This is a genomic window from Microbacterium maritypicum, assembly GCF_008868125.1.
In the GTDB taxonomy this organism is placed as follows: Bacteria; Actinomycetota; Actinomycetes; order Actinomycetales; family Microbacteriaceae; genus Microbacterium; species Microbacterium maritypicum.
The window spans coordinates 1,196,281-1,220,274 of record NZ_WAAQ01000001.1; the positions used below are offsets into that span (position 1 = coordinate 1,196,281).

Here is a 23,994-nt window from a genome sequence, read left to right on the forward strand (position 1 = left end):
CGGGGATCAGGCGGAGCCGGCGCGGATTCCTGCGGCCAGCGTACGCAGTGGCGCCTGTCTGTGCAGCGCCAGCAACGGGTTGCGAGGAGTCAGGGCGGCGATGGATCGGTAGCGCCATCGTGCCGCCAGGAGCGCGCTCAGCTCGTCGTCGTTCACGCGACTGGAGCGCAGCGCCTCCAGCACCCTTCGGTCCGCGAGGGAGAGCAGCCGCTCGACTCCCGGCGCCATGGCTTCGAGCCGCTCGAGGATCTGGACGAACGCGTCAGACTGCGTGCTGACCCCGCTCCCGCGCGTGAGGTGGGCGCGCAGCACATCGAAGAAGTGCAGCCGGATCAGTTTGACCACCAGCACGTCCCGTTCGCCGATCTCAGCGCGTGAGAACCATTCGAGCGCGCTGATGGCGTCGAGGAAGCGGAAGTCGTCGGCCACCGGTCGCGGTGCGCTGGTGACACGATCGCCGGCGTCGTCGTTGATGACGTACCCGGGACCGTGCAGGTCGTACGCGATCTCGGCTCCGCTGAACCACAACGCCGTCGTGTAGGCGAGGTCCTCGCCCGAGCGGAGACCAGTGGAGAAGCGGAGATGGCCGAATCTGCGGCGATCGATCAGCCCGAGGGGCGCGCTCCGATACGGCAATCGGTCCTTGCGGGGGTCGAGCGCTCGGGTGCGGCGTCCGTTGCGCACGGGGGGATAGGGATCGCTTCCTCCGCCGGGCAGACGGACCCGGGCGAGCACCATATCGGCGGACGTCGACGACTGCAGCGCGAGCCAGGAGTCGAGGGCGCCCGGTTCGAGTTCGTCGTCGGATCCCATCACAGAGAGGAACCGTGCATCGGAATGCGCGAAGCCGTGGTTCATCGGACCTGCCGGCGAGGGGATGCCGTCCTGAAGGTCGAGGAGGCGCACGCGGGGGTGGGCGGCGTACGCGCCGAGGGCCGCGCGGATCGCGTCCGGATCGACGTTGTGTGCGACCACCGTGACCCGCACGTCCGACTGCGTGTGATCGACGACCGAGGCGACGGCGCGCGCGATCGGACGTGCCGCAGTGTGCACGGGGATCGTGAGGTCGACCACGGGCGGCGAGTACATCGTCATCTCGGCTGTCACACGACCGTGGCGCGCAGCGTGCGGTAGGGCGCCTGACGGTGGAGCACGAGGAACGGATTGCGAGGGACGAGCGCGTCGATTGAACGTCCCCAGCGGGAGGACAGACGCTGCAGCACGCGGTCGGGGTCGATGTGCTCCGCGCGCATCTCTTCCAGCACGGCGCGGTCAGCGCGGGACAGGAGCGACACGGCGCGCGGGGCGAATGCCGAGACATCCGCGATCACCGATTCCAGGGCGTCCCTATGGGCAGTGAGCCCCTCCGGGGTCTGGAGACGCAACAGGATTGCGTCAAAGAGATGGAGGCGAAGAACCTTCACGCCCAGGGCTTCGCGCTGTGTGCGACCGAGGCGAGGGAACCAGGAAGACGAGGTGATCGCGCGGAGAAAGGCGAAGTCTTGTGCGACAGAGCGCCCGGCGAACGTGACCCGGTCATCGCCGTCCTCATGGACGAAGTAACCGGGGGCGGTGCGCTCATAGGCGATGTGTGAACCGGTGAACCAGAGCGCGGCGGTGAACTCGAGGTCTTCTCCGGAGCCGAGGCCGGGGGTGAAGCGCAGGTCGGGGAAGTGCGAGCGCGAGATCAGGCCCAGCGGAGCACTGCGGTAAGCGAGCCGGTCCTTGACAGCGTCGAGTTCGCGTGTGCGGCCTCGACGTGTCGGTGGGAGCGGGTCCGGCCCGGCGATCTGCCGATCGATGCGCGCGAGCACGGTGCTCGCGCCCGTGGTTCTGGCGGCCGCGAGCCAGGCGTCGATCGCTCCGGGAGAGAACTCGTCATCCGATCCGAGGAGGGCGACGTAGGGCGCGGTCGCCGCGTCGAGCCCGTGGTTCATCGGGCCGGCGGGGGAGCGGATGCCGTCCCTCAGCGCGAGCAGATGCACGTGCGGGTGCGTCGCGAACGCACCGAGCTGCGTGCGGATCTCACCGGCATCGATGTTGTGGGCGACGACGATAGCCCGGACGGCGGCCCGTGTGTCCTTCAGCACGGAAGAGACAGCCCGTTTGATCGGACGCGCAGCGGAGTGCACCGCAATCACCACGTCGACGTCGTATTCGCTCACCGGAACGATCCTACGGGGCGTCGAGCACCGTGGCCAACCGGTGCTCGACGAGGGGCGTTGATAGGATCGACGGTGACTTCCTCCCGAGAAGACACCACGACAGGAACCGCTCTGCACGCCTCAGCCACGCTCGCTCAGCCCACCGCGCGGCTCGACGCCCTCACCGGGTTGCGGTGGTGGGCGGCCTTCATGGTCTTCTTCTACCACATCCTCGTCTTCGCCCCGATTCCCGGTCCCCTCGCTACAGTTTTCGCGCAGGGCTATTACGGGGTGACGTTCTTCTTCGTGCTGTCCGGCTTCGTGCTGACCTGGTCGGCGCGACCGGGGGTGTCGACCTCCACGTTCTACTGGCGCAGGTTCGCCCGTATCTGGCCTTCGCACATCGTGGCGTTGCTGATAGCGATTCCCGTGTTCTACACGCTGAGCGCCGTGCCGGAGGGGAGCTTCCTCAAGCCCTTCGATCCGGCCGTGCTCTCCCTCTCGGTCGTGCTGTTGCAGGGATGGTGGGTGGCACCGCTCATCCTCTTCTCCGGGAACCCCGCCGCATGGACGCTGACCTGCGAGGCCTTCTTCTACGCCCTGCATCCCTGGATCTCCCGGGTGCTCGTGCCCACGCTGCGCCGCGGCGCTCTGTTCATCGCCGGCGGAGTCGTCTTGTATGCCTTCCTCTACCGGTTTCTCGTCATCCTCTGGCCCGAATCTCCCCTCGTGCTCGTGCCGCTCCCGGTGCAACGTGTTCCCGAGTTCATCCTGGGCATGGCGCTCGCCTGGGCGATGCGCTCCGGGTGGCGACCGAAGATCCCTCCGGTCGTGGGTGTCGGTTCGCTGGCGGGCGTGATCGCCGTCTCCCTGTTCGCGCAACAGTTCCTGAGCGGGATGTCCGTCCTGCGGCACATCCCCACCTTCACGAACGAACTGTTCACCGTGGCGTGTGCTCTCGCTATCGTCGCACTGGCCACGCGCGGGCTGGAAGGAAAGCGCTCGTTTTTCGAGTCGCGACTCCAAGTCAAACTCGGCGAGTGGTCCTTCGCCTTCTACCTCGTGCACGCGACGTTCATCTACCTGGCGCTGCGGATCTTCGGCTACCAGGAAGCATCTTGGCGCAACTTGTTGTGGTTCGCGGCGTTGCTCGCCGTCGACCTCGTCGCCGCCTGGGCGCTGCACAGCTTGGTCGAGCGTCCGCTCGAGAAGCGGATGCGGCGGTGGAAGGACCGCAAGGATCAGAAGCGGAGCCGGACCGCAGCCGCGGCGTCGTCAGCTGGTGGCTTCGATCCATTCGCCGACGAGAACACGAGCACTCGCTGAACCGGAGTGCACGGCGCTGACGAACGCCGGTCCTCTCGCGGCGATGCGCTGAGCCTCTTCCGGGTGGTCGAGAATGCCAGCGATGACCTGTCCGAGCGTGTCGGGGGTAGCCTCGATGATGGGCAGGGACAGGCCGGTGCGCTCGAGTACTCGCTGCCGCACGTTCGGCAGGACATGTCCGACCACCACGCGTCCGGCGGCCATCGCCTCGCAGGCGGCGACGCCGTACGACCCCAGACGGAACTGGTCGAGCACGATGTCGGTCGATGCGTACAGACCTGGCATCTCGACCGAGGACGCCCCGGTCACTAGTCGATAGGCAGCCCTTCCCGATGCGAGCAGCGGGGCCAGTGCCGGTTCGATCAGGTGGCTGCCCTTCTGAACCGCGGAGCTCGAGGCGTGCATGAGCGTGGGTAGGCCGTCGCTGAACACAGGGCGCTCGGCGGCGAAGCGCGCCACGTCGATCACCACGGGACACCAGATCGCGTCGGGCACATCGTCCAGAAGGTCCGGAGTAGACACGAACGTCGGCAGCGGCACAGCGCGCAAGAGCGCGAGGTTCCGCTCGGCATCGGCCTGGAGCGCGGCCGTGCGCGGGTCATCGGGATAGGGCGACCAGGGTGTGCGGCGCGCGTGCGCCGCCGGGTCACGGATGTCCGTGCCGTGACAGAGGTAGGCGACGGAGAGGCCGGCCGCTTGCAGGGCCGCGATCTCCCTGGCCGGATCGCGATCGAAGCGGCGACCGAACAGCGACCGTTCGGCTTCGATCAGAACATGGGTGAACTGTTGGGCTGCGGCCCATTCGGCGTCCGCCCACTGTGCGGACGCCGTCGTCGTCGCGATCGGTACCCTGGAATCAGCGGGAAAGCGATAGCTCCCCGGGAGCTCGACGGCAACGTTGCGCGCACCGATGCGCGGATCGTATTCCTCGACGGCCCGCGCCCAGGCGTATGCCTGTCCGGAATAGTTCGTCGGGGCGATGTACAGACGCAGCGCGGTATTGGGAACCGTGGTCGCTGCCACCTCGGCGTTCCCTCCGAGCAGACGTGCCGCCACGCGACCGAGCACACCGTCGGGATTGCGCGCTACGGACTCCATGGCGCGGTTCATCCACCCAGGAAGCGACGAGCGGTGGCGCATCAGCCATTCGGTCGCAGACGAGAACACCTTCGACATCTCAGCGCCGTCCTCGAGCTGCTACGCGCAACACGTCGACCACGCGGCGGACCACGGTCGACATCGAATGCTCGCGCGCCGTCCACTCGCCGAGGGCGAGCCGCTCCGGGACAGAGGGACGATCATCGGCGAGTCGGCGCATCGCGGCAGCGATCTCATCCGCCTCGTAGCCGCAGGCGATTCCCGCACGCACTTCCCGGTTGGCCTCTTCCAGCAGGGTCGCGGTGGGACCGGGGCCCGCGAACAGCACGGGGCACCCCACGGCGAGGGAGGAGAACGCCTTCGAGGCGTACGAGTACTCGTACACAGCACTCGGCTTGATCGTGGCGAGACTTGCGGCGGCTGCGGCGAGGTGCGGAAGCAGCTCGGACGGCGGGACTGGATCGAGGTACTCCACGTGCGCGCTCACCCCCAGCGCCTCCGCGCGCTCCTCGACGGTCGGACGCTCGCTGCCGTTGCCGATGAACCGCAGGGTGAAACCGGGGTGATCCACCAGGAACCGTGCGAAGGCATCGATCAGGATCTCTGCGCCATGGGCGGGAGAGTAGCTTCCGGCGTAGACGAAGAGCTGCTGAGGGGCGGCGATGGTCGGGGGGAACTCGCGTGTGTCCGCGCCGAAGCCCGTGACCGTCGCCGGCCCGTCGACGCCGAGCGCGCGCAGCCTGTCGAGCACACCGCGCGAGATCGTCACCACGTGTGCGGCTCCGCGCAGCCCGAATCGCTCCATCGAGCGCAGCACCGAGATGACCACGGACGACACCGGCTCGAGCTGGGCGGCATCGGACCAGATGTCAGCCGCGTCATAGACATAGGGGATCCTACGCAACGCGCATATGACCCTGACGACGAACCCGGTCGTGGGCGGTGGTTCCATCAGCACGACATCGGGTCGTCGGATGAACAGCAGCCGGAAGGCCAGGGGGATGTCGAAGCTGAGGTACGGGAGATAGCCGCGCACGTAGCCGTTCGCGTCGCGCAGTACCGGGAACGTGCGAACGCGCTCGCCCCGTGGTTCAACGACCGAGCCGTGCGGGGGTGCGGCGGTGAGCACATCCACCTCCGCGCCCTGAGCGCACAGCTCGTCGGCGACGGCGCCCAGGTAGATCGAGGCGGCCGCGGGCTCCGGTCGATAGATGCGCGAGACGATCGTGACCCGCATGTCATCCCTCCAGGAAATCGTGCAGCAGCACATCGCGGGAGAACGTCCCGTCGTGCAGACGGCGGACGTACTCCGGTCCCGTCGCCGCGAGAGCACTGTAGCGCGAACGGTGGGCGGCGATGTCGCGCAGTACATCCTCGAGAGTGTCGACCGTGACTTCGGGGATGGGCAACGGCATCTCCGCGTGGCGTTCGACCTCCTGGCGAACCTGGGCCGTCACATGGGTGAGCACGATCCTTCCCGCGGCCATCGCCTCGCATGCACCGACACCGTAGTCGCCCACCCGGAACTGGTCGAGGATCACATCGGCGTCGCGGAACACGGCGGGCATGTCCTGATGGGCCACACCGTTCAGTTCCACGTACTCGATCAGTCCCTCCTCGTGCAGCCGGCGCACGACGGGTTCGATCAGGTGCGTCCCCTTCACGTGCTTCTGCGTTGGAGCATGCACGACGCGCAGCCGGTCGCGGACGAGGGTCGGCTCCGAGGTCGCCCAGACGTCAGGATCGATCACGACACCGAGGAGCTTCGCCTGGGGCAGATCCGTCAGCAGACCCGCGGTGGAGACGAACACGGGGACGTCGAGATCCATGATGAGGCTGAGGTTCTCGGAGACGTTCTTCTCGATCTGCTCGACGGGTGCCCACTCCTGCGCCCCCGCTCCGAAGTGGGAGTAGGGCGTGCTGTGCAGATGAGTCGAGGGCAGGCGCACGTCGGTGCCGTGGCCGACGATGCCCACGCGCACGCCAGCCTCCTGCAGCAGTGCCACCTGGCGTCGGACATCGCCGCGGAAGAGGCCTCCCAGGATCGGGAAGCACGCCTCGATGAGAACGTGCGTGTAGTCGTCGCGGATCGCATCGAGCATCGCGCGCTGCCAGGCGCGGGAATGTTCGGCGGTGCGCCACGTCACGAGGTGGTCGGCGTCGTAACCGAACGGGTTGTTGCCGGTGTGGACGTAGTTGCGGGCCGAGACGAGTCCGTTCGATTCGACGGCGCGCGCCCAACGGTATCCTTGGCCGGCGTAGTTCACCGGTCCGATGAGCAGGCGGTGCGCAGCGGTGGGATCGGGCAGCGGGGGTGCGGGGACCGTCGCTCCCTGGAGGCGGTCGACCCCCGACGCGATCGCGTCCTGCAACGGCTTCGGGACGAGATGCCAGGCACGCTCAGCGAGCGGATTCATCGGACGAGCCCCTTCGGTTCTTCGGAGTGATCCTTCGCGATCCAGTGCGCGTGCAGGACCTCGGCGGACACACGCCCGTCATGCACGGTCTGCACGAACTCCTGCCCGCGTGCGCGGAGGTCATCCAGGCGTGACCGGGCGGCGAGGGTGCGCAGGACATCCTCGATGGTATCCACCGTCGCCTCCACGATCGGTGGGTCGATTCCGGTGTGCTGGGTGATCGACGCGCGGACATCGGAGGCGACATGCCCGACGACCACGCATCCGGAGGCGAGGGCTTCGACTGCGGCCACGCCGTAGGAGCCGATCCGCATCTGATCGATCACGACGTCCGCCGCGGCGAACACAGCGGGCATCTCTTCCGATGGCACCCCCGTGACGAGATCGAGTACGATCACGCCCTCGTCGACCAGCCGTTGCAGAGCGGGCAGGATGAGTGCCGTCCCCTTCACCGCTGTGACGGACGGAGCATGGGCGACCCGGAGGGGACGTCCCTGTGCTCTCTCCGCACGCATGACCTTCCACCGCTCGGGGTCGACGACGACCGGGCACCACCGGGCTCGCGGCAGGTCACGCAGCAGGTCGGGGGTCGAGACGAACTGTGGCCGGCCGCTGGCTTCGATCAGCGCGATGTTGCGGGCGGCGAGCGTTTCGGCGCGCGGGGTGTAGATGTTGTCGTCGTGGTACGGAGACCACGGATTGTCCCTGAGGTGCCGGGAGGGAAGGCGCACATCCGTGCCGTGCGCCAGATAGGCCACGTCCACGCCGCGATCGCCCAGAGCTTGGGTCTGCGCGGAGACCGAACGCCCCAGGAGACGTCCGAACGGCGGCTCCTCCGCCTCGATGAGCACATGCGTCGCCGTGGCAGCGGCCTCGAACTCGCGGCGCTGCCAGTCCGTGTCGTTGTGATACGTCGGCAAGGGCACGACGATGTCGGCATCGAAGGCGAAGCCGCCGGGGACGTCGATCGCGGTGTTCCGCGCCGAGATCTGCGGATACGTGCGTTCCAGAGCGCGCGCCCATTCCCGCGCCTGCCCGGAGTAGTTCACGGGGGTGATCAGAACCCGGACCGGTCGTTCGGCGAATGACGTCGCCGGGACGGTTCCTGGAGTGGGCCTGCCGTACTGTCGTGCGGCGAGGCGGCCGAGGAGGCTCATCGGCCGATCGGCGATGGCATCCATCAGCGCGTTGACCCAGGCGGGGAGACGATTGCGATTCATGAGGAGCTACTCGGCCGGAGGATGCCCGCGCGCCGGTCAGTCGAGGCCGTCTGCGACGGGCTCGGACTTCGCGGGGCGGAACACGAAGTGTCGATAGGCGAAGTAGTTCCAGATCGTCGTCGCGACCACGGCGACCAGCTTTCCGACGATCCAGGGGAGCCCGAGAGCGGGCGCCGCCCACACGATGCCCGTGGTGGCGATCGTGTTGAAGATGACGAGCAGCGTGTAGCGGAACACGCTCGTGCCGACCGGCGACTCGGATCCGAAGGCGATCACGCGTTGCATCGTGTAGGTGATCGCGAAAGAGGCGAGGAAGGCGACCGGGGTCGCGATCGGGAGGGGAACCCCCAAGACGTCATGGGCGACCCACAGGATAGCGACGTCGGCGAGGAAGCAGAACCCGCCGACGATGAGGTAGCGGACCTCCCCTCGACTCCAGAGCGCGACCAGAGCCTCCCGCACGCGACTCATCTACGCCTCGACCGTCGCGGTGTCGGGGCGGGTCGAGCGTTCCCAATCCTCGTTGCAGTAGTCGTCCTTGTAGATCGCCAGGCGCACGAATCCGATGACGGAGCGGATCGCATCTCCAGGGCGGAAACGGCTGGTACCGGTCTCGTGCCGTTCGACGAGGGAGACGGGCACCTCGTCTACCTCGTGCCCCTGCTGCTCGGCGGCCAGGACGAGCTCGGTCGTCCACATGAGGCCGTCTTCACGGGAGAGCCGTGCGAACTCGCGACCCCAAGCGCCGTCGACCCACAGGGTGCCCTGGCTGTCGCCGACCTTGGACTGCAGGAGGGATTCGCGGAGGAATCGGAAGATGCGGGACTGGATCATCCGCGCTCGTCCTCTCACCACGACGGATGCCGGGTGAGCCTTGGAACCGATGGCGACGGCGGTCTCAGGGGGAAGGGCACGGAACCCGCGGAGGTCCGTGAAGCCGAAGGGCAGGTCGTCGGCGGTGAGCAGCAGGCGGCGTCCGCGGCTCGCGAGCGTGCCGGTGCGTAGGGCCTCCCCGAGTCCGGGGGAGGAGTGGATCAGGACCAGCTTCGACGCGTGCTGCCAGGTCCGGGCGATCTCCTCCACGATCGCCGTCGTCTGATCGGTCGAACCGTTCTCTACAACGATGATCTCGTCATCCGCGCCCAGCTCGGCTCCGAGCTCCGCCAGCGTCTCGGGGAGCACATCGGCGCCGTTGCGCGTCGGTACCACCACGCTGAGCTCGACTCCTGCGCCCGATGGCGCGAGGGGCGAGATGAACGAGCTCCCGCGGCTGCTGATCCGGCCGCGTTCGACCGATCGCACGTGAGACGGCATCGATGTCACCGACCACACCAGCCCGCCGAGGGACAGGGCGACCAAGGATGACAGGCCGGCGGACAGTACCGAGAAGTTCTGCGTCACCGGCATGGTCGCCGCGGCGTAACCGAGTCCCAGCACGATGGCGGGGACGGCGATCATCAGCGCGTCGAAGAGGCTCCGGCTCTGGTGAGCGCGGCGGGTGAGGGCGAGCACGAGCCCGACGATGATGACGATGATCATCGCACCGTAGTGCTTCAGAGTGGCCAGAGCCTTCTGGAAGAGTGTCGCGGCGAATCCTCCGGGGTCGTTCGCGGCGGTCTCCAAGAACAGCTCGTGCGCGCGGTCGGACGAACCGCGAACGGCTTCGGCGTCGGCCACGGTGACCCCGGTCGCGGACTCGCGGTCGAGCATCGGCTGCGGGTAGGCGAGTCCGGCGTACAGATCTTCCCAGATCGATGCTTGCGTCGTATCTGGGGCGGAGATCGACGATGCGGCCCACACGGAGGCGGAGTGCGCGCCGACGGCACCGGCGCTGAGCACGATCGCGACAAGGACGGCGGGGATCGCACGTCGCCGCTGCGGGAGGTTGCGCCACCACAGCACGGGAGCGGAGAGTGCCACCGACACACCGGCGAGCCATCCGAACGTGCCGGCGACAGCGGCCAGCAGCAAGATGACGGCGGTCGCGCCCACCAGGCGCCCGCGGGTCAACCGGTATGTCGTGAACAGCAGGGCCACAGACAGGCCGAGGAAGGTGAGGGAGGCCACCATCCCGAGGGGGAGGGACACACGGTCGCCGCTGACCTCATCGGTGATGCCGAACTCAGTCCCCACCAGAACGGTTCCGTTGTTGAGCAGCCACATGAGCGGGGGCAGGAGCAGAAGGGCGTATCCCGCCCGCGCGCGGTGGAAGATCCTGGCGACCGTCAGCGGCATCCACAGGGACGGGATGGCGATCAGGAAGGCCATGAGCACGGTGGCCGAACGCCACGCGGTATCGGAGTCCACGCCGCCCAGCATGTTGAGCAGCAGGGTGAAGCCGGGATCGCCGCCGGCGACCTGTGCTCCCCCGTGCGGCGAGCGAACCGTCGAGCGGCCGGAGTTCCGGCATCGCCAGGACGACGATCAGAGATCCGAGCGCGACGACCCCACCGACGAGCAGGAGAAACAGTCGTGTGGAACGGGGAAGGTGCGCCTCCGGGCGCTCGATCTCGTCTGTCACACGTCCCAGCGTACCGCGAACGCACGAAGCGGCAGTCCGGAGACCGCCTGCGTAAGATGGTCGGGGTTTGGCCAAGGAGCGGGGCGAGAGTGACGACGGACGAGATGAAGACCAGCGCAGATCATGCAGTACACGCGCACACCCGGAGACGGTGGGGCTGGACGCTCCCGATCCTGCTCGCCTTGATCCTGGGGTTCCTCGAGTCCTCCAGCAGGACAGGTCTGGGCTACCTCGCCGGTTGGGCCGATCACTTCGTGCTCTCGACGGAAGGCATCCAGTGGGCACGGCCGGACGCGTACGCGAACGACTGGTTCATGCAGTCGGCGCCGCAGCCGCACTGGTTCTTCGACCTGATCACGTTCGGAGGGGAGTCCCTGCACATTCTCCCGTTCGTGTACGGCGCGTATTGGGCCGCGGGGTTGCTGGCCTTCGGTGCCGCGACGGTCTTGCTGGCGCGGCACCTGGTGCCATCCGCATCGACCGCCGTCGCCGTGCTCGTCACGGTCGTGGCCGGGCTGATGCCCTGGATGCTGGGCGGGACCGGAACGCCGGTCATCGCTATCGCGCTTCCCGCGGTGCTCTCGGCCAACATGATCTACCTGCTGATCGCGGGGATGCTGACCGGACGCCGCGTCCTCGTCGTCATCATGGGGCCTGCGGTGGCAGTGATCCATGTGCAGCAGGGCTCGATCGCCATCGTGCTGATGGTCGCGCTTCTCATCGTCGAGGCCGTGCGTGACCGCCGCGTCGACTGGTGGCTGGCACTCGCCGGCGCCCTGACCGCCGGTGTCGTCGGATTCGGTCTGCTGATCCGCCCCGTCGCCTCGAACCTCGCCGACTTCGTCGAGATCTGCGACACGATGATCCCCTATCACTGCGCCGCGCACACCTGGGACGCCCGGGAGATCGTCTCCACGATCGGTCTCATCCTGCTCACGGTGCTCAGCGTCTTCGCCGTGCCCCGTGCCCGCCGCTGGCTGTGGCTCAGCACGGTCGGGCTGGCCACGCTCGGCTACGCCGGGGGCTTCATCATGGACGCTCTGAGTGTGCCCTTCCTCGGCCCGCTTGCGCAGGGTGTGAACGTCTACCGTCTGGCGGCCGTCCTCATCCCCTTCGCGGTGTGGGGTGCGGTTTCGCCGCTTCTGACGCGGGCGCGCGGATGGCGTTTCCTGGTCCTCCTCGCCGCCTGGGGCCTCGGCTGGCTGATGATGCTCACCTCCTGGGGGTTCGGATCCGCCGGACTGCCGATCCCTCGCTTCATCCTCTATACGCTGGCGCTCCTGATCCCGTTCGCGGCATTCGCGATCCTCCGTCATCGCCGCAAGGACCGTCCACGCACACGCAGTCTCACGGCGCTGATCGCCTCGGTGCTGATCCTCGCTGCAGCCGCGGGCAACGGCGCCCTCACTCTCCGTCCGCTCGATCTGACACTCACGCCGTTCCCCGAGTTCCGCACCTGGGGCGAGCAGGCGGAGAAGCTGGTGCCCGCTGGGGAGACGATCGTCGCCTCGCCGCAGCTGGTGTGGATCAAGTTCGTCTCCGAACGCGCGGTGATCGCGGACTGCAAGAACGTGCCCTACGGCGGGGAGCCGTGGACGCAGTGGAAGCAGCGGCTGGATGAGATGGGCGGCTGGGAGCAGTGCATCGACATCACCGCCCCCGGCTTCAACACCCTCGATGCCGAGGACCTGATCGATCTCGCCGACCGGTACGACAGCGATTTCATCGCCGTGGCAACCGACGTTCCCGAGCAGCTGGACGGCATGCAACGCGCCGGTTGGGAGCCGGTGGTCGATGCCGACGGCGATGCCTACGCGGTGCTGTTCCGTCGCCCTGGCACGTGAGCGGGCTGTGAGCTCCTTCGCGTGACGGAGCTCACAGGTTCGCGCCGATACGATTGCTGTCATGGATCTTCTCGTCGTCGGGTCGGGTTTCTTCGGCCTCACCATTGCTGAGCGCGCTGCGGAAGCGGGCCGCAAGGTCACCGTCATCGACCGTCGTCCCCACATCGGCGGTAACGCCTACAGTGAGCGCGAGTCGCAGACCGGTATCGAGGTGCACCGCTACGGCGCCCACCTCTTCCACACGTCGAACCCGACGGTGTGGGAGTACGTCAACCGCTTCACGTCGTTCACGAACTACGTGCACCGTGTGTACACCACGCACAAGGGCACCGTGTTCCCGATGCCGGTGAACCTCGGCACGATCAACCAGTTCTTCCAGTCCGCGTACACCCCGGACCAGGCCCGCGCGCTGGTGCGGGAGCAGGCGGGGGAGTTCGACGCGAAGACCGCTGCCAACTTCGAGGAGAAGGGTATCGCCCTCGTCGGACGCCCGCTGTTCGAGGCCTTCTTCCGCGACTACACCGCGAAGCAGTGGCAGACCGATCCGCAGAAGCTCTCCGGCGACATCATCAGCCGCCTCCCCGTGCGCTACACCTACGACAACCGCTACTTCAACGACACGTGGGAGGGTCTTCCCACCGACGGCTACACGGCGTGGCTGGAGCGGATGGCGGATCACCCGAACATCGACGTGCAGCTCGATGTGGACTTCTTCGATGAGACGCAGCCCCTCAACAAGAACGCGACGGTCGGGCAGGTTCCCCTCGTGTACACGGGCCCCGTCGACCGCTACTTCGACTACGCGGAGGGCGCGCTCAGCTGGCGGACGCTGGACTTCGAGCAGGAGGTCCTCGACATCGGCGACTTCCAGGGTACGAGCGTGATGAACTACCCCGACATGGATGTGCCGTACACGCGCATCCACGAGTTCAAGCACTTCCACCCCGAGCGCAAGGATGTCTACGACGCCGATCGAACGGTGATCATGCGGGAGTTCTCGCGTTTCGCCGAGCGGGACGACGAGCCTTACTACCCGGTGAACACTCCGGCCGACCGCGGGGGCCTCCTGGCGTATCGGGAACTGGCCAAGGGGGAGCGGGACGTCCACTTCGGCGGGCGTCTGGGCACCTACCAGTACCTCGACATGCACATGGCCATCGGCTCGGCGCTGTCGATGTGGAACAACAGTCTCTCGTAGACTCGACATCGTGAGTCACGCTGCTGTCGGGGCGCCCGGGACGCCCCGGCGATATCTGCATTCGCTGTGGCTGCTGTCGGCCCGAGACCTGAAGGTCCGCTACTCGACCAGCATCCTCGGCTATCTCTGGTCGGTGCTCGATCCGCTCGTCATGAGCGCGATCTACTGGTTCGTGTTCACGCAGGTGTTCAACCGCGATGTCGGCGAAGAGCCGTACATCATCTTCCTGATCAGCGCGCTGCTGCCCTGGGTGTGGTTCAACGCCTCGGTGTCGGACTTCACCCGCGCCTTCAAGAAGGACGCCCGGTTGGTGAGGTCGACCGCGATCCCGCGCTCGATCTGGGTGAACCGCATCGTGCTCAGCAAGGGCATCGAGTATCTCTTCTCGCTGCCCGTCCTGGTGCTGTTCATCGTGGTGAACCTCTTCGTCGAGCTCGATCCCGGCCGGACCGTGCACGTCGGCTGGGGAGTGCTGTGGATGCCGGTGGCGATGCTGCTGCAGACGGTGCTCCTGGTCGGGCTCGGACTGCTCGTCGCCCCGCTCTGCGTCCTCTTCGTCGACCTCGAGCGCACGACGGCGCTGATCCTGCGCGCGATGTTCTACGCGACGCCCATCATCTACAACGTCACCGACCTCCCCGGCATCTTCCAGACCCTCGGGGCGTTCAACCCCCTCGCGGGAATCATGATGCTCTACCGCATGCCCTTCTTCCCCGATCAGTGGAATCCGTTCACGCTGACGATCAGCGTCATCATGAGCCTGCTGATCCTCGGACTCGGCATCTGGACCTTCCGGAGCCTGGAACGCCCCGTGTTGAAGGAGCTGTGATGCGCTCGGCCATCGAAGTCCAGGGTCTCGGCGTCCACTTCCGTCGCAACAGGCGCGGGAGCCGCAGCTTCAAGGATCTCTTCGCCGGAGCGTCTCGTCGTTCTCGTCCGGGTGAGTTCTGGGCACTGCGTGACGTCTCGTTCTCGGTGGAGCCGGGCGAGTCCATCGGCGTCGTCGGGCGCAACGGTCAGGGGAAGTCGACACTTCTCCGGCTCGTCGCCAAGGTGCTTCTGCCCGATGAGGGCACCGTCGCCGTCAACGGCGGAGTCGCCCCCCTCATCGAGATCACCGGAGGCTTCGTCGGAGACCTCACGGTGCGCGAGAACGTCCGTCTGACTTCCGGCCTGCACGGGATGTCCCGCGACGAGGTGACGCGCCGCTACGACGGCATCATCGAGTTCGCCGAACTCGCGGGATTCGAGGACACTCCGTACAAGCACCTCTCCAACGGGATGAAGGTCCGACTCGCCTTCGCGGTCGTCTCTCAGCTCGACGAGCCGATCCTCCTCGTCGACGAGGTGCTGGCGGTGGGGGACAAGGCGTTCCGCGAGAAGTGCTACACGCGCATCGACGAACTGCTGGCCGAGGGCCGCACGCTGTTCTTCGTGAGTCACAACGAGCGCGATCTCCGTCGGTTCTGCACGCGAGGGCTCTACCTCGACAAGGGTGCGCTGGTTCTCGACGCACCGATCGCCGAGGTCCTCGACAGATACAACGCCGACTACAACTCGTAGACGCTGCCGGAAGGCGATGGCACGGGCTCAGAACCCCACGAGAGTCTGCAGGTCCGTCACGGCAGCGCGAGCGGTGCCTATGGAGGCCGCGGTGTCGGAACCGTCTGTGATGGCAGTGCGCAGTTCCGCGAGGCGCTTCGCATAGGCGTCGACCCCGTCGCGCCACTGCTGCGCGATCGATGAGGGCGGCTGCGCGTCGGACAGGCGGCGCGCGTCCTCCTCCAGCGTGCTCACCACGGACAACGCGGCGTCTCCGGCGGTCCCGGCGACGATGTCGAGACCTCGCGGTGCGTCCGTCAGCCAGCCGCCCACCTGCTCGCGGAACGCGTCCACGGTCGGGTCGACGGGTGCCGGTGGCGTGACCTGCGGGGTGGGTGTCGCGGAGGCGGAGGCGGAGGGAGAAGGAGTGGACGTCGTGGTGGGGCTGGGGGTGCTGGTCGCGGCGGGCGCGGGTTCCTCGCCCCGGGGCAGCAGGAAGAACAGCAGGGCGCCGACGATCGCCAGTGCGGCGACGCTGATCCCGATGATTAGCCAGACGCGGCCCGTGTTCTTCGGCTTCGGCTCGATAGGCGCCCAACGGAGCTCGGGAGTCTGCTCGCTCATGATGCGTCTTCCAGCGGCGCCATCGGCTGCCAGGAGCGGTCGCGGCTGATCCTGCCGCCTTCCTTGAGCCCGCGGAACAGGTTGCTCGTGCCCCGCACCGTGCGCTCGACGAAGAGCAGCCGGATGAGCTCCTTCGCGAACGTCATCGCGGTGCCGAGGCCGAAGAGCACGGGGTTGTAGTTGTCATGCACGCGGTAGTAGTGCTTGATGTAGGCGCGATTGCGCATGATGTAGAAGCGGTACGCGTTGCTGGAGGCGTTCATGTGGCGGATGCCCATGTCCCACTGCTTGATCTCGCGCGTGCGCCGCAGCACGAACTCGTCGACGATGACGGCCGTCGTCTTGCGCGAGGCGAGCCAGCCGTACATCTGGTCATCCCAGTAGATGAAGAAGCGGTGGTCCGGCAGGCCGATCTGCTTCACGATCGAGCGGTGGATGAACATGCCCTCGAAGCAGCCGCTGTTCATCTCCTTGTATCCGGAGTCGTCGAAGCCGGACGGGGCGAACGGGATCGGAATACCCATGCGCTCCGCGATGCGGTACTGCCAGTAGAACTCGCTGCCGTCGTAGTCGTAGCGCCGGCCCTGGATGCTCTTGAATCGCGGGGCCCACTTGCCCATCTTCGCGAGTCCGTCGGGGAGCACCTCGACGTCGTCGTCCATCATCCAGATCCACTCGGAGCCGAGCTCGTAGGCGGTGCGCATGCCCTCGCTGAACCCGCCGGAGCCACCCGTGTTGGTCTCCAGGCGCCTGTAGACGATCTCGGTGCCGATGCTGTCGCGGAACGACTCGACGACGTCGGTCGTGTCGTCGGAGGAGGCGTTGTCGATGATCACGACGCGTCCGGGCTTCGGGTCCATCGCCGTGATGCTGGTGAGGAGTCCGGTGAGCAGATGTGATCTGTTGAAGGTGACGACGACGATCGTCGCCGCTTTCGGATCGAATGCAGCGGGTGCCGCGGTCATGCCTTCTCCTCGAAGATTTGCTGCCAGGACTGGGGTGATACGAGCTCGGGGAGCGCGTCGCGGTACTGCTTCTGCAACTCGGGCCAGCGGCGGCGAAGTTGCAGATGCAATCTCAACGAATCTCGGAGCATGCGCCGGAACTTCGCGCGGTCGTGGATGTAGACGGTCTTGCCGGATCCGTCTGCTGTGCTGATGAGTGCGCTGTCGAAGGCCGGAACACGCCACCAGTGGGCGTCACTCTTGCTGAGCTCGGCCTCGGGCTGCGCCACGTGGGCCGGGTCGGTGCGCTGGAACCAACGTGAGATCACGGTGGTGAGCGTATACACGCCCAGACGGACACCGCGCGGGCCCTCGTTGACCGGCTCGGACCGGTATATCTGGCGTCCCCGTATCGAACGTGGCGTCTTGGTCGGATCACGATGGACGATCGTCTCCGGATACTTCGCAGCCAGCGCCCGCGCTTCGGGCATCGCTGTCGAAAGCGTCCGCACCATGTGATCAGGGCCCGAGAGGATGTCGCGGAGCGCTCGGGCGCGCAATTCGACGGGGTAATACTGCATCATCATCAGATGTTTGAGATCGACTCGACCGCTGTGACGGATCAGCGTCCCCCCTCGCGGCATATCTGAGTGGAGCAGCGCGGCGACTATGCGATTGCGTGCATGGAAGTAGGCCTGCCAGTCGATCGTATCGTCCTTGTTGACCCACGACACATGCCAGAGCGCGACGCCCGGCACCGATACCGTGGGGAAGCCGGCTTCGCCGGCGCGCAGACAGAATTCCGCATCGTCCCACTTGATGAAGGCGGGAAGAGACAGCCCGACCTCGCGGATGGCATCGACGGGGATGAGGCACATCCACCATCCGTTGTAGTCGGCATCCATTCGTGCGTGCAGGAACATCGACTGACGCAGGTTCGAGATGCCGAAGTCGTGCGGCATCCTGTCCTGGTGGAGCGTGCGCCACATGAACGGGCCTTCGTCGACGACCTCCGCCCATCCGTGCAGCTTGGGGCGATCGAGCAGGTCGAACATGTGCCCGCCGACCAGAACGGGGTTGGTGGCGTACTGGCCGAAGACGATGGATCGCCGCAGCGATTCGGGCTCGATGCGCACATCGTCGTCGAGGAGCTGCACGAAGTCGCTCTCTGGGCGCTGCAGGGTTTCGTGCATGGCGCGGGCGAACCCGCCGGAGCCGCCCAGGTTGTCCTGACGGATCAGCTGGAGGGTGTCTCCGAGGCGCTCTGCGACATCGGCGTAGTCGTCCTGATCCGTGACCAGCTGCGTGCCCTGATCGACCAAGAAGATTCGGTCGATGAACTCCAGGGCGTCAGGAGAAGCGGCCAGCGCGCGCAACGTCTCGACGCAGTAGTCGGGCTTGTTGTACGTGGTGATGCCGAGAGATGCTTTTCCCGTTCGAACGGGCTCGTGCTCGGTGGTCCATTCTGCGCCCTCGAGAACGGCGGGCTTCTCGTCGGCGACGATGTCGAACCAGATCCAGCCGCCGTCGCTGTATTGCGTGAGTTCGAGATCGAACGAGGTCGTCGCCTCACCCGTCACCTCGCAGGTGGCGACTCGTTGCCGAACGCCCGAGCCGTTGGAACGGTAGACGAGGATCGTCGCCGGGCCGGTGGTCCGCACGGTCAGCTGCACTTCGCGGATACTCGTCCAGTGTTGCCAGTAGGAGGCGGGAAAGGCGTTGAAGTACGTCCCCATCGACACCCGGCGCCCGGCCACGATGCGGGCGCGGTGTCGGCCGAGGATGTTCCCGAGGTGTGCGCGGTTCGATACGCGGACCGGTTCATTCTCGATGACCGACCACGTTTCGGGGTCCGCGTAGAGCGGGAGAAGGTCGGGGTCGCGATCGAGTGGGAAGACGACGTTCTGAAGGACGTGGGCCACTGGGAGGTTCTCCGATGTTGGTGCCGCAGACCACTGCCGAAGGACAGTGCGGGGCTCGACGAGCAGTGAGTAGCCTACCGTCGATGACCTCTGCATCAGCGGAGAGCCTCCCGGCGATGTCGCAGGGGCTCTGGCTAGACTGAGCGCGATGAAGGTACTGATCACCGGCGGCGCCGGATACATTGGTTCGACTGTTGCGACCGCGTGCCTCGAGGCCGGTCACGAGGTTGTTCTCCTCGACGACCTCTCCCGAGGCCTCCGTTCCTTCGGTGAAGGGCGGCACCTGTACGTCGGAGATATCGCCGACGGTGATCTGGTCGATTCCCTGCTCGCCGACCACCCTGACATCGATGCCGTCGTCCACTGCGCGGCGCGCATCGTGGTGCCGGAATCCGTCGCGGATCCGCTGGGCTACTACGACACCAACGTCGGCAAGACGATCCTGTTGCTGCAGCGTCTGCGCGACGCCGGGATCGCTCGCATCGTCTTCAGCTCCTCGGCCTCGGTATATGCGGGGGAGACGGGCGAGGGCGTGGACGAGAGCGGGCGGCTCGCCCCGGCGAGTCCCTACGCGGCGACGAAGGCGATGATCGAGCAGATCCTCCACGATGCCTCGCACGCGGGTGACTTCCGAGCGATCGCGTTGCGCTACTTCAACCCGATCGGTGCCGACCCGCAGTTGCGCACCGGCCTTCAGAACCCGACCCCGTCGCATGCGCTGGGCAAGATCATGCAGGCTCGCGCCGCAGGCGAGCCGTTCACCATCACCGGGACCGACTGGCCGACCCGCGACGGTTCCGGGCTTCGCGACTACATCCACGTCTGGGACCTCGCTCTCGCCCACGTCGCCGCAGTGGAGAGATTCGACGACATCGCCACGGCCGCGGAGCCCTACGAGGTGATCAACCTGGGCACGGGAGACGGCGTCACCGTCCGCGAGCTCGTGGCGGCTTTCGAGCGCGTGACCGGAGAGGCCCTCGCCGTGACCGAGACCGAGCGTCGCCCCGGAGATCAGGCCGGCGCCTTCGCGATCGTGGATCGCGCAGCCGAGGTGCTGGACTGGCGTGCGCAGCGCTCGGTGGATGATGGCGTGCGGGACGCGATCGCCTGGGCCGAGAAGTTCCGATCGCAGATCTGAAGCCGGGCTCGTCGGCTACTTCTGAGGCCGCAGCGTCGGGATCGCGCCCGTGTGCGCCGCATCGATGTTCTCGCGCCAGGACCGCGATTGTCCGGCGCGCAGGGCGCACAGCACCAGCATGAACCATCCCGCACCCACCAGGGTGAAGCTCTCGAACATCGAGTCGACCGCGAGGGTGACGAGCATGATGGGCGTCCAGGCGTAGACCACGGAGCGGCGCGTGCTCGCGACGAGCCAGGAGCGGATCAGGGCGACGCCGCCCAGGAGCAGGAACACGACCAGGCCGGCGGCGCCGAGTTGCAGGAGCACATCGAAGAAGGCGTTCAGCGCACTCTGATGGCGTTCGTCGAGCTGGAAGTTGATGTACGTGAACGGGTACTCGCCGCGAGCCCAGTCGCCGAACCAGCCCCAGCCCTGAATCGGCTTGACCGCGACGAAGTCGAGGATCGTGTTCCACAGGGAGCCGCGCAGGGAGAAGTCGGAACCGGCGTCGAGCAGCGCGATGATCTGGTGGCGCAGGGCGAAGGCGGCGGCGAGAGCGAGGGCCACGACTGCAGCGAGCACCCACTGTACGATCGCTCGTCGCTCCGGCGGGGCATGGCGGACGATCGTGAGCGCGACGACCGCGACACCGACGGCACCGGCGAGAACTAGGACCGTCGGCGAGGAAGAGAGTACGGCCAGGAACCCGGCCAGGCCGATCGAGACCACGGAGAGCGGTGCGTTCACCGAATGCGTGCGCCACTCGATCACGAACGTGATCAGCGCGATGACCGCGATGAAGCCGAGCATGTTGCGGCTGCCGAACAGGCCCTGGATCGGACCCCCCGCCGCGAGATCGCCCTGGATGCCGAGGAATGTGAACGGCAGGTCGAGCAGGACGCCGGAGAGGATCTCTACGGCGAGGGATGCGGCCAGCAGCACGCGGAGAGTGTCTCCGATCGCCCGGACGGTCTGGAGGGTGTCGCGGATGTGTCCGATCGTGATGGCCAGGAACGCGTAGCCGAACAGCGACATCCAGCCGAAGAGCGTGTCGGACTTGTCGGTCGTCCAGAAGAAGCTCACGAGTGTCCATGCGAGAAACGCCAGCAGGGAGGACGGCGCGATGCGCAGCAGCGAGAGCTCCTCTCGGCGTACCCAGAGGATCGACGCGCCCAGTACGCACAGCACGGCGATGATCGTCCCCAGCGTGACGGCCGATGTCATCTGCCGGATCGCGTACGACCCGAACACCGCCGTCAGCGCCGCGAGCGTGAACGCACGGGCCAGCTCCACCGATCCGAGCAGGCGGACGAACGGGCGCACCGGCGTCACGGCACCCGCCGCTGCCGAGCGCCGCGTTCGAACAGGAGGTCGCGTTCGCCGACCCCTACCAGCGGCACCGACTTGAGCTTGAATGACAGCAGCACCAGGAGCAGCCAGCCCCACAGCATGATCGGCGTCGACTCGGAGAAGCCCTGCACGAGCAGTACCACCGTGAACAGGTTGGGCAGGAGGGTGAGCGGGGAGAAGGGGCGCTCGCCGTCGAGGTCCCAGCGGGGTCGGTCGACGGCGAAGAACCAGGAGCGCCACAGCAGCGTGCCGTACGCGACGGCCATCAGGATGACACCGACGACGCCGAGCTGGAGGAGCACGTCCAGCCACATGTTGTGGGCATGGAAGACGGTGATGCCGTGGTCGGTGATCCACTCGTCGAAGGCCGGGTCTTCGGGGATCCAGGGACTCGAGAACCCGTTGCCGAAGACCGGGTGCTCGCCCGCGCGCTGCAGCACCTTCGTCCAGATCTTGTCGGAGCGGCCGGTGAGATCCGCACTCCGGCCGAGAAGACCCAGCAGCGGCTCCCGAAGCAGCCAGGCTCCCAGCCCTGCGATCGCCGTGCCGCCGATGGCGACCACGTAGATCCGGGTGCGGGCGCCGGGCGTGCGCGCACGCCGCATCGCCAGTGCGACGACGAGGACCAGCGCGACCGCGGCTGCGCACACGAGCGCGGTGGCTGATGCCGTGCGCAGGAGGAAGTAGGCCGCGAGCAGCATCCACAGGGCGAGGGTGGTGCGCCACCGGGCCCGCGCCGCGAACAGGACACCGAACGTGATGAGCGCGAAGAGCGAGATGATCGCCAGGAGGTTGGCGTTGCCCACGATGCCCTGGATCCGCCCGCCGTCGAACAGGTTGTCGCGCACCCAGTACCACTGCGGGTCGATCTTGCCGTCCGGCAGCGTGAGGAAGTTCGGAAGCAGCGGGCCGTGCAGCACCAGCGAGACCCAGAGCTCGATCGCCAGCGAGAGGCCCAGGATCCACTTGAACGCCGAGGACAGGGCCCGGACGATCTCATGCCAGGTGAGCACGTGAGCGAGGAAGAGCCCGTTCACGGTGACGGCCGCGAGCAGCACCCAGGTGATGATCGTCGGGCCGCGCCACTGCGACCAGGCGACCGAGACGAGGGCCAGGGTCGTGTATCCGAGCGCGGTCCAGGGCAGGCGGCGCCAGCGGAACGGCTGCGGACGGTTCCGGGCGAGCATCGGGATGCCGATGGCGAGGGTCGCGAGGGTGAACACGGCGAGCGTGATCGCGGCGCCATCCCGTCCGAGCAGGTTGTACACGGCCGAGTGGGCGAACGTGACGAAGAGGACGAGGATCGCATAGCCGCGCAGCAGCAGATGCCCCGTCGACTCGCGCTCCGGCGCGGTTGGTGGGGCAGACACCGGATGCTTCGTGTACTGGGCCATCGCGTTCAGGCTACCGCGCCGTGCTCCGAGCGTCGCTGAACGCCGCAGCGCGGCTCTACGCTGGTGGCATGCTGCTGAGCCTCACGAACACTCCCCGCGACTACGCCTGGGGATCGGACTCGCTTCTCGCCGACCTCGAAGGCCGCACGCCGACCGGCGCACCGGAGGCCGAGGTCTGGTTCGGAGACCACCCCGGCGACCCCGCCGATGTGGCCGAGGGCGGCACGCTCGATCAGGTCACAGGGGGCACGCTCCCGTACCTGCTCAAGCTGCTCGCGGCGGGGCGCCCGCTCTCGATCCAGGTGCACCCGACGATCGAGCAGGCTCGCGACGGTTGGGCCAGGGAGAGCGCCCTCGCCTCGGACGACCCGCGGCGCAACTATCGGGACGACAACCACAAGCCGGAGCTCCTCGTCGCCCTCAGCGAGCGGTTCGAGTCGCTGAGCGGGCTGCGACCCGTCTCCGACACGCTCTCCCTGCTGGAGGCGCTCGACGACAGCGACGGCGTCCAGCAGCTGCGGGCGCGTCTGAGCGCCGAGGGCGATGCGCTGCGTGACGTGATCGCGTGGGTGCTCGGCGGCGAGGCGCTCACCGAGGTGGAGGAGATCATCGCCGCGATCGTCGCGGCCTCGACGCGCGCCGACGCGGGGGAGTGGGGCACCACACTCCGCGCGATCGCGGGTGTGGCGCGGACCTATCCGGGCGACCCGGGCGTCGTCGTGGCGCTTCTGATGAACCACGTCGTGCTGAAGCGAGGAGAGGGAGTCTTCCTGCGCGCCGGTCTGCTGCACGCGTACCTCTCCGGCCTCGGCGTGGAGATCATGGCCGCGAGCGACAACGTTCTGCGCGGCGGCCTCACCCCCAAGCGCATCGACGTGCCCGAACTCCTCTCGATCCTCGACACCACGCCCGGCGAGGTGCCCGTGCTGCGAGGGGAGGGTGAGGGGCCGATCACGTCCTATCCCGTTCCGGTGCCCGACTTCGCTCTCGAGCGGGTCGTCCTCGACGGCGCGCCGATCGGGCTCGAGATCTCGGGACCGACCATGGTGCTCGCGACCGCCGGCGAGGTCGCTGTGGCCTCGAACACGGGGAACGAGGTCGCGCTCCAGGTCGGCACCGTCGCGTTCGCCGATTCCGCGGAGGGGTCCCTCACCGTCTCGGGCGTCGGAGAGGTGTTCGTCGCGGGCCCCGGGCGCTGACCCGCACGCCGACGCTCCGGATTCCGACACGCCGATGACGGCCCAAGAACCTTAAAGAGTTGCTTGAGGGTTTACCATCCGCGACTTGACCGGAGCGAATGACACGGGTGTAATTAGTCATGCGCACGGCC

20 protein-coding genes are annotated in these 23,994 nt (G+C 67.3%); 7 read left to right on the forward strand and 13 right to left on the reverse strand.

Translation table 11 applies throughout. The annotated features are described in order from the left end of the window. Positions 1–6: 6 nt before the first annotated feature. On the reverse strand, positions 7–1,095 hold the full coding sequence (locus tag F6W70_RS05795) for a glycosyltransferase family 2 protein (protein WP_318278811.1): 1,089 nt from the start codon (positions 1,093–1,095) through the stop codon (positions 7–9). Between the two features lie 8 nt (positions 1,096–1,103). Continuing rightward, the gene (locus F6W70_RS05800) at positions 1,104–2,165 is read right to left on the reverse strand and encodes a glycosyltransferase family 2 protein (RefSeq protein WP_151486136.1); all 1,062 of its coding nucleotides are present in this window, start codon (positions 2,163–2,165) and stop codon (positions 1,104–1,106) included. A 72-nt stretch (positions 2,166–2,237) separates the two neighbouring features. Between F6W70_RS05800 and F6W70_RS05805 the strand changes: the two genes are divergently transcribed. After that, a complete protein-coding gene (locus F6W70_RS05805; protein ID WP_318278812.1) occupies positions 2,238–3,470 on the forward strand; it encodes an acyltransferase family protein in 1,233 nt (410 codons plus the stop codon). On the opposite strand, the gene F6W70_RS05810 is transcribed toward F6W70_RS05805, so the two are convergent. From F6W70_RS05810 to F6W70_RS05830, 6 genes are read right to left on the reverse strand one after another with little or no spacing between them, the layout of a single operon-like run. After that, a complete protein-coding gene (locus F6W70_RS05810; RefSeq protein WP_151486137.1) occupies positions 3,420–4,646 on the reverse strand; it encodes a glycosyltransferase family protein in 1,227 nt (408 codons plus the stop codon). The two genes, F6W70_RS05805 and F6W70_RS05810, sit on opposite strands and share 51 nt — an antisense overlap. Position 4,647: 1 nt before the next feature. Continuing rightward, entirely contained in the window at positions 4,648–5,805 is a 1,158-nt protein-coding gene (locus F6W70_RS05815) for a glycosyltransferase family 4 protein (RefSeq protein ID WP_170287860.1), read from the reverse strand. 1 nt (position 5,806) lies between these two features. After that, positions 5,807–6,985, reverse strand: a complete 1,179-nt coding sequence (locus tag F6W70_RS17780) for a glycosyltransferase (protein WP_170287861.1) — start codon at positions 6,983–6,985, stop codon at positions 5,807–5,809. Further along, the gene (locus tag F6W70_RS05820) at positions 6,982–8,205 is read right to left on the reverse strand and encodes a glycosyltransferase family protein (RefSeq protein ID WP_151486139.1); all 1,224 of its coding nucleotides are present in this window, start codon (positions 8,203–8,205) and stop codon (positions 6,982–6,984) included. The genes F6W70_RS17780 and F6W70_RS05820 overlap by 4 nt, the downstream gene beginning before the upstream one ends. Before the next feature lie 36 nt (positions 8,206–8,241). Further along, positions 8,242–8,676, reverse strand: a complete 435-nt coding sequence (locus F6W70_RS05825; protein WP_151486140.1) for a GtrA family protein — start codon at positions 8,674–8,676, stop codon at positions 8,242–8,244. Further along, on the reverse strand, positions 8,677–10,512 hold the full coding sequence (locus F6W70_RS05830) for a glycosyltransferase (protein ID WP_170287862.1): 1,836 nt from the start codon (positions 10,510–10,512) through the stop codon (positions 8,677–8,679). Positions 10,513–10,815: 303 nt separating this feature from the next. Between F6W70_RS05830 and F6W70_RS05835 the strand changes: the two genes are divergently transcribed. From F6W70_RS05835 to F6W70_RS05850, 4 genes are all read left to right on the forward strand, one after another. Beyond that, positions 10,816–12,570 carry a DUF6798 domain-containing protein gene (locus tag F6W70_RS05835; RefSeq protein WP_151486142.1) on the forward strand — a complete coding sequence of 585 codons (1,755 nt, stop codon included), beginning with the start codon at positions 10,816–10,818 and terminating at the stop codon, positions 12,568–12,570. Between the two features lie 61 nt (positions 12,571–12,631). After that, positions 12,632–13,768: a UDP-galactopyranose mutase gene (gene glf, locus F6W70_RS05840; RefSeq protein WP_151486143.1), complete on the forward strand. Its 1,137-nt coding sequence runs from the start codon at positions 12,632–12,634 to the stop codon at positions 13,766–13,768. A 10-nt stretch (positions 13,769–13,778) separates the two neighbouring features. Further along, positions 13,779–14,597: an ABC transporter permease gene (locus tag F6W70_RS05845; protein WP_055869104.1), complete on the forward strand. Its 819-nt coding sequence runs from the start codon at positions 13,779–13,781 to the stop codon at positions 14,595–14,597. Beyond that, positions 14,597–15,331: an ABC transporter ATP-binding protein gene (locus F6W70_RS05850; protein ID WP_017831125.1), complete on the forward strand. Its 735-nt coding sequence runs from the start codon at positions 14,597–14,599 to the stop codon at positions 15,329–15,331. Before F6W70_RS05845 ends, F6W70_RS05850 begins: the two co-directional genes overlap by 1 nt. Before the next feature lie 27 nt (positions 15,332–15,358). On the opposite strand, the gene F6W70_RS05855 is transcribed toward F6W70_RS05850, so the two are convergent. From F6W70_RS05855 to F6W70_RS05865, 3 genes are read right to left on the reverse strand one after another with little or no spacing between them, the layout of a single operon-like run. Then, entirely contained in the window at positions 15,359–15,934 is a 576-nt protein-coding gene (locus F6W70_RS05855; RefSeq protein ID WP_318278813.1) for a hypothetical protein, read from the reverse strand. Then, a complete protein-coding gene (locus F6W70_RS05860; protein WP_151486145.1) occupies positions 15,931–16,899 on the reverse strand; it encodes a glycosyltransferase family 2 protein in 969 nt (322 codons plus the stop codon). Before F6W70_RS05860 ends, F6W70_RS05855 begins: the two co-directional genes overlap by 4 nt. After that, the gene (locus F6W70_RS05865; RefSeq protein WP_151486146.1) at positions 16,896–18,800 is read right to left on the reverse strand and encodes a glycosyltransferase; all 1,905 of its coding nucleotides are present in this window, start codon (positions 18,798–18,800) and stop codon (positions 16,896–16,898) included. Before F6W70_RS05865 ends, F6W70_RS05860 begins: the two co-directional genes overlap by 4 nt. A 148-nt stretch (positions 18,801–18,948) precedes the next feature. Between F6W70_RS05865 and galE the strand changes: the two genes are divergently transcribed. Beyond that, a complete protein-coding gene (gene galE, locus F6W70_RS05870) occupies positions 18,949–19,938 on the forward strand; it encodes a UDP-glucose 4-epimerase GalE (RefSeq protein ID WP_151486147.1) in 990 nt (329 codons plus the stop codon). 15 nt (positions 19,939–19,953) lie between these two features. Here the strand turns inward: galE and F6W70_RS05875 are convergent, their stop codons facing one another. Together F6W70_RS05875 and F6W70_RS05880 are read right to left on the reverse strand one after the other, a co-directional pair. Continuing rightward, positions 19,954–21,252, reverse strand: a complete 1,299-nt coding sequence (locus F6W70_RS05875; protein WP_151486148.1) for an O-antigen ligase family protein — start codon at positions 21,250–21,252, stop codon at positions 19,954–19,956. After that, positions 21,249–22,664, reverse strand: a complete 1,416-nt coding sequence (locus F6W70_RS05880; RefSeq protein WP_151486149.1) for an O-antigen ligase family protein — start codon at positions 22,662–22,664, stop codon at positions 21,249–21,251. Before F6W70_RS05880 ends, F6W70_RS05875 begins: the two co-directional genes overlap by 4 nt. 68 nt (positions 22,665–22,732) lie before the next feature. On the opposite strand from F6W70_RS05880, the gene manA reads away from it, so the two are divergent. Then, entirely contained in the window at positions 22,733–23,863 is a 1,131-nt protein-coding gene (gene manA / locus F6W70_RS05885) for a mannose-6-phosphate isomerase, class I (protein WP_151486150.1), read from the forward strand. Positions 23,864–23,994: the final 131 nt, after the last annotated feature.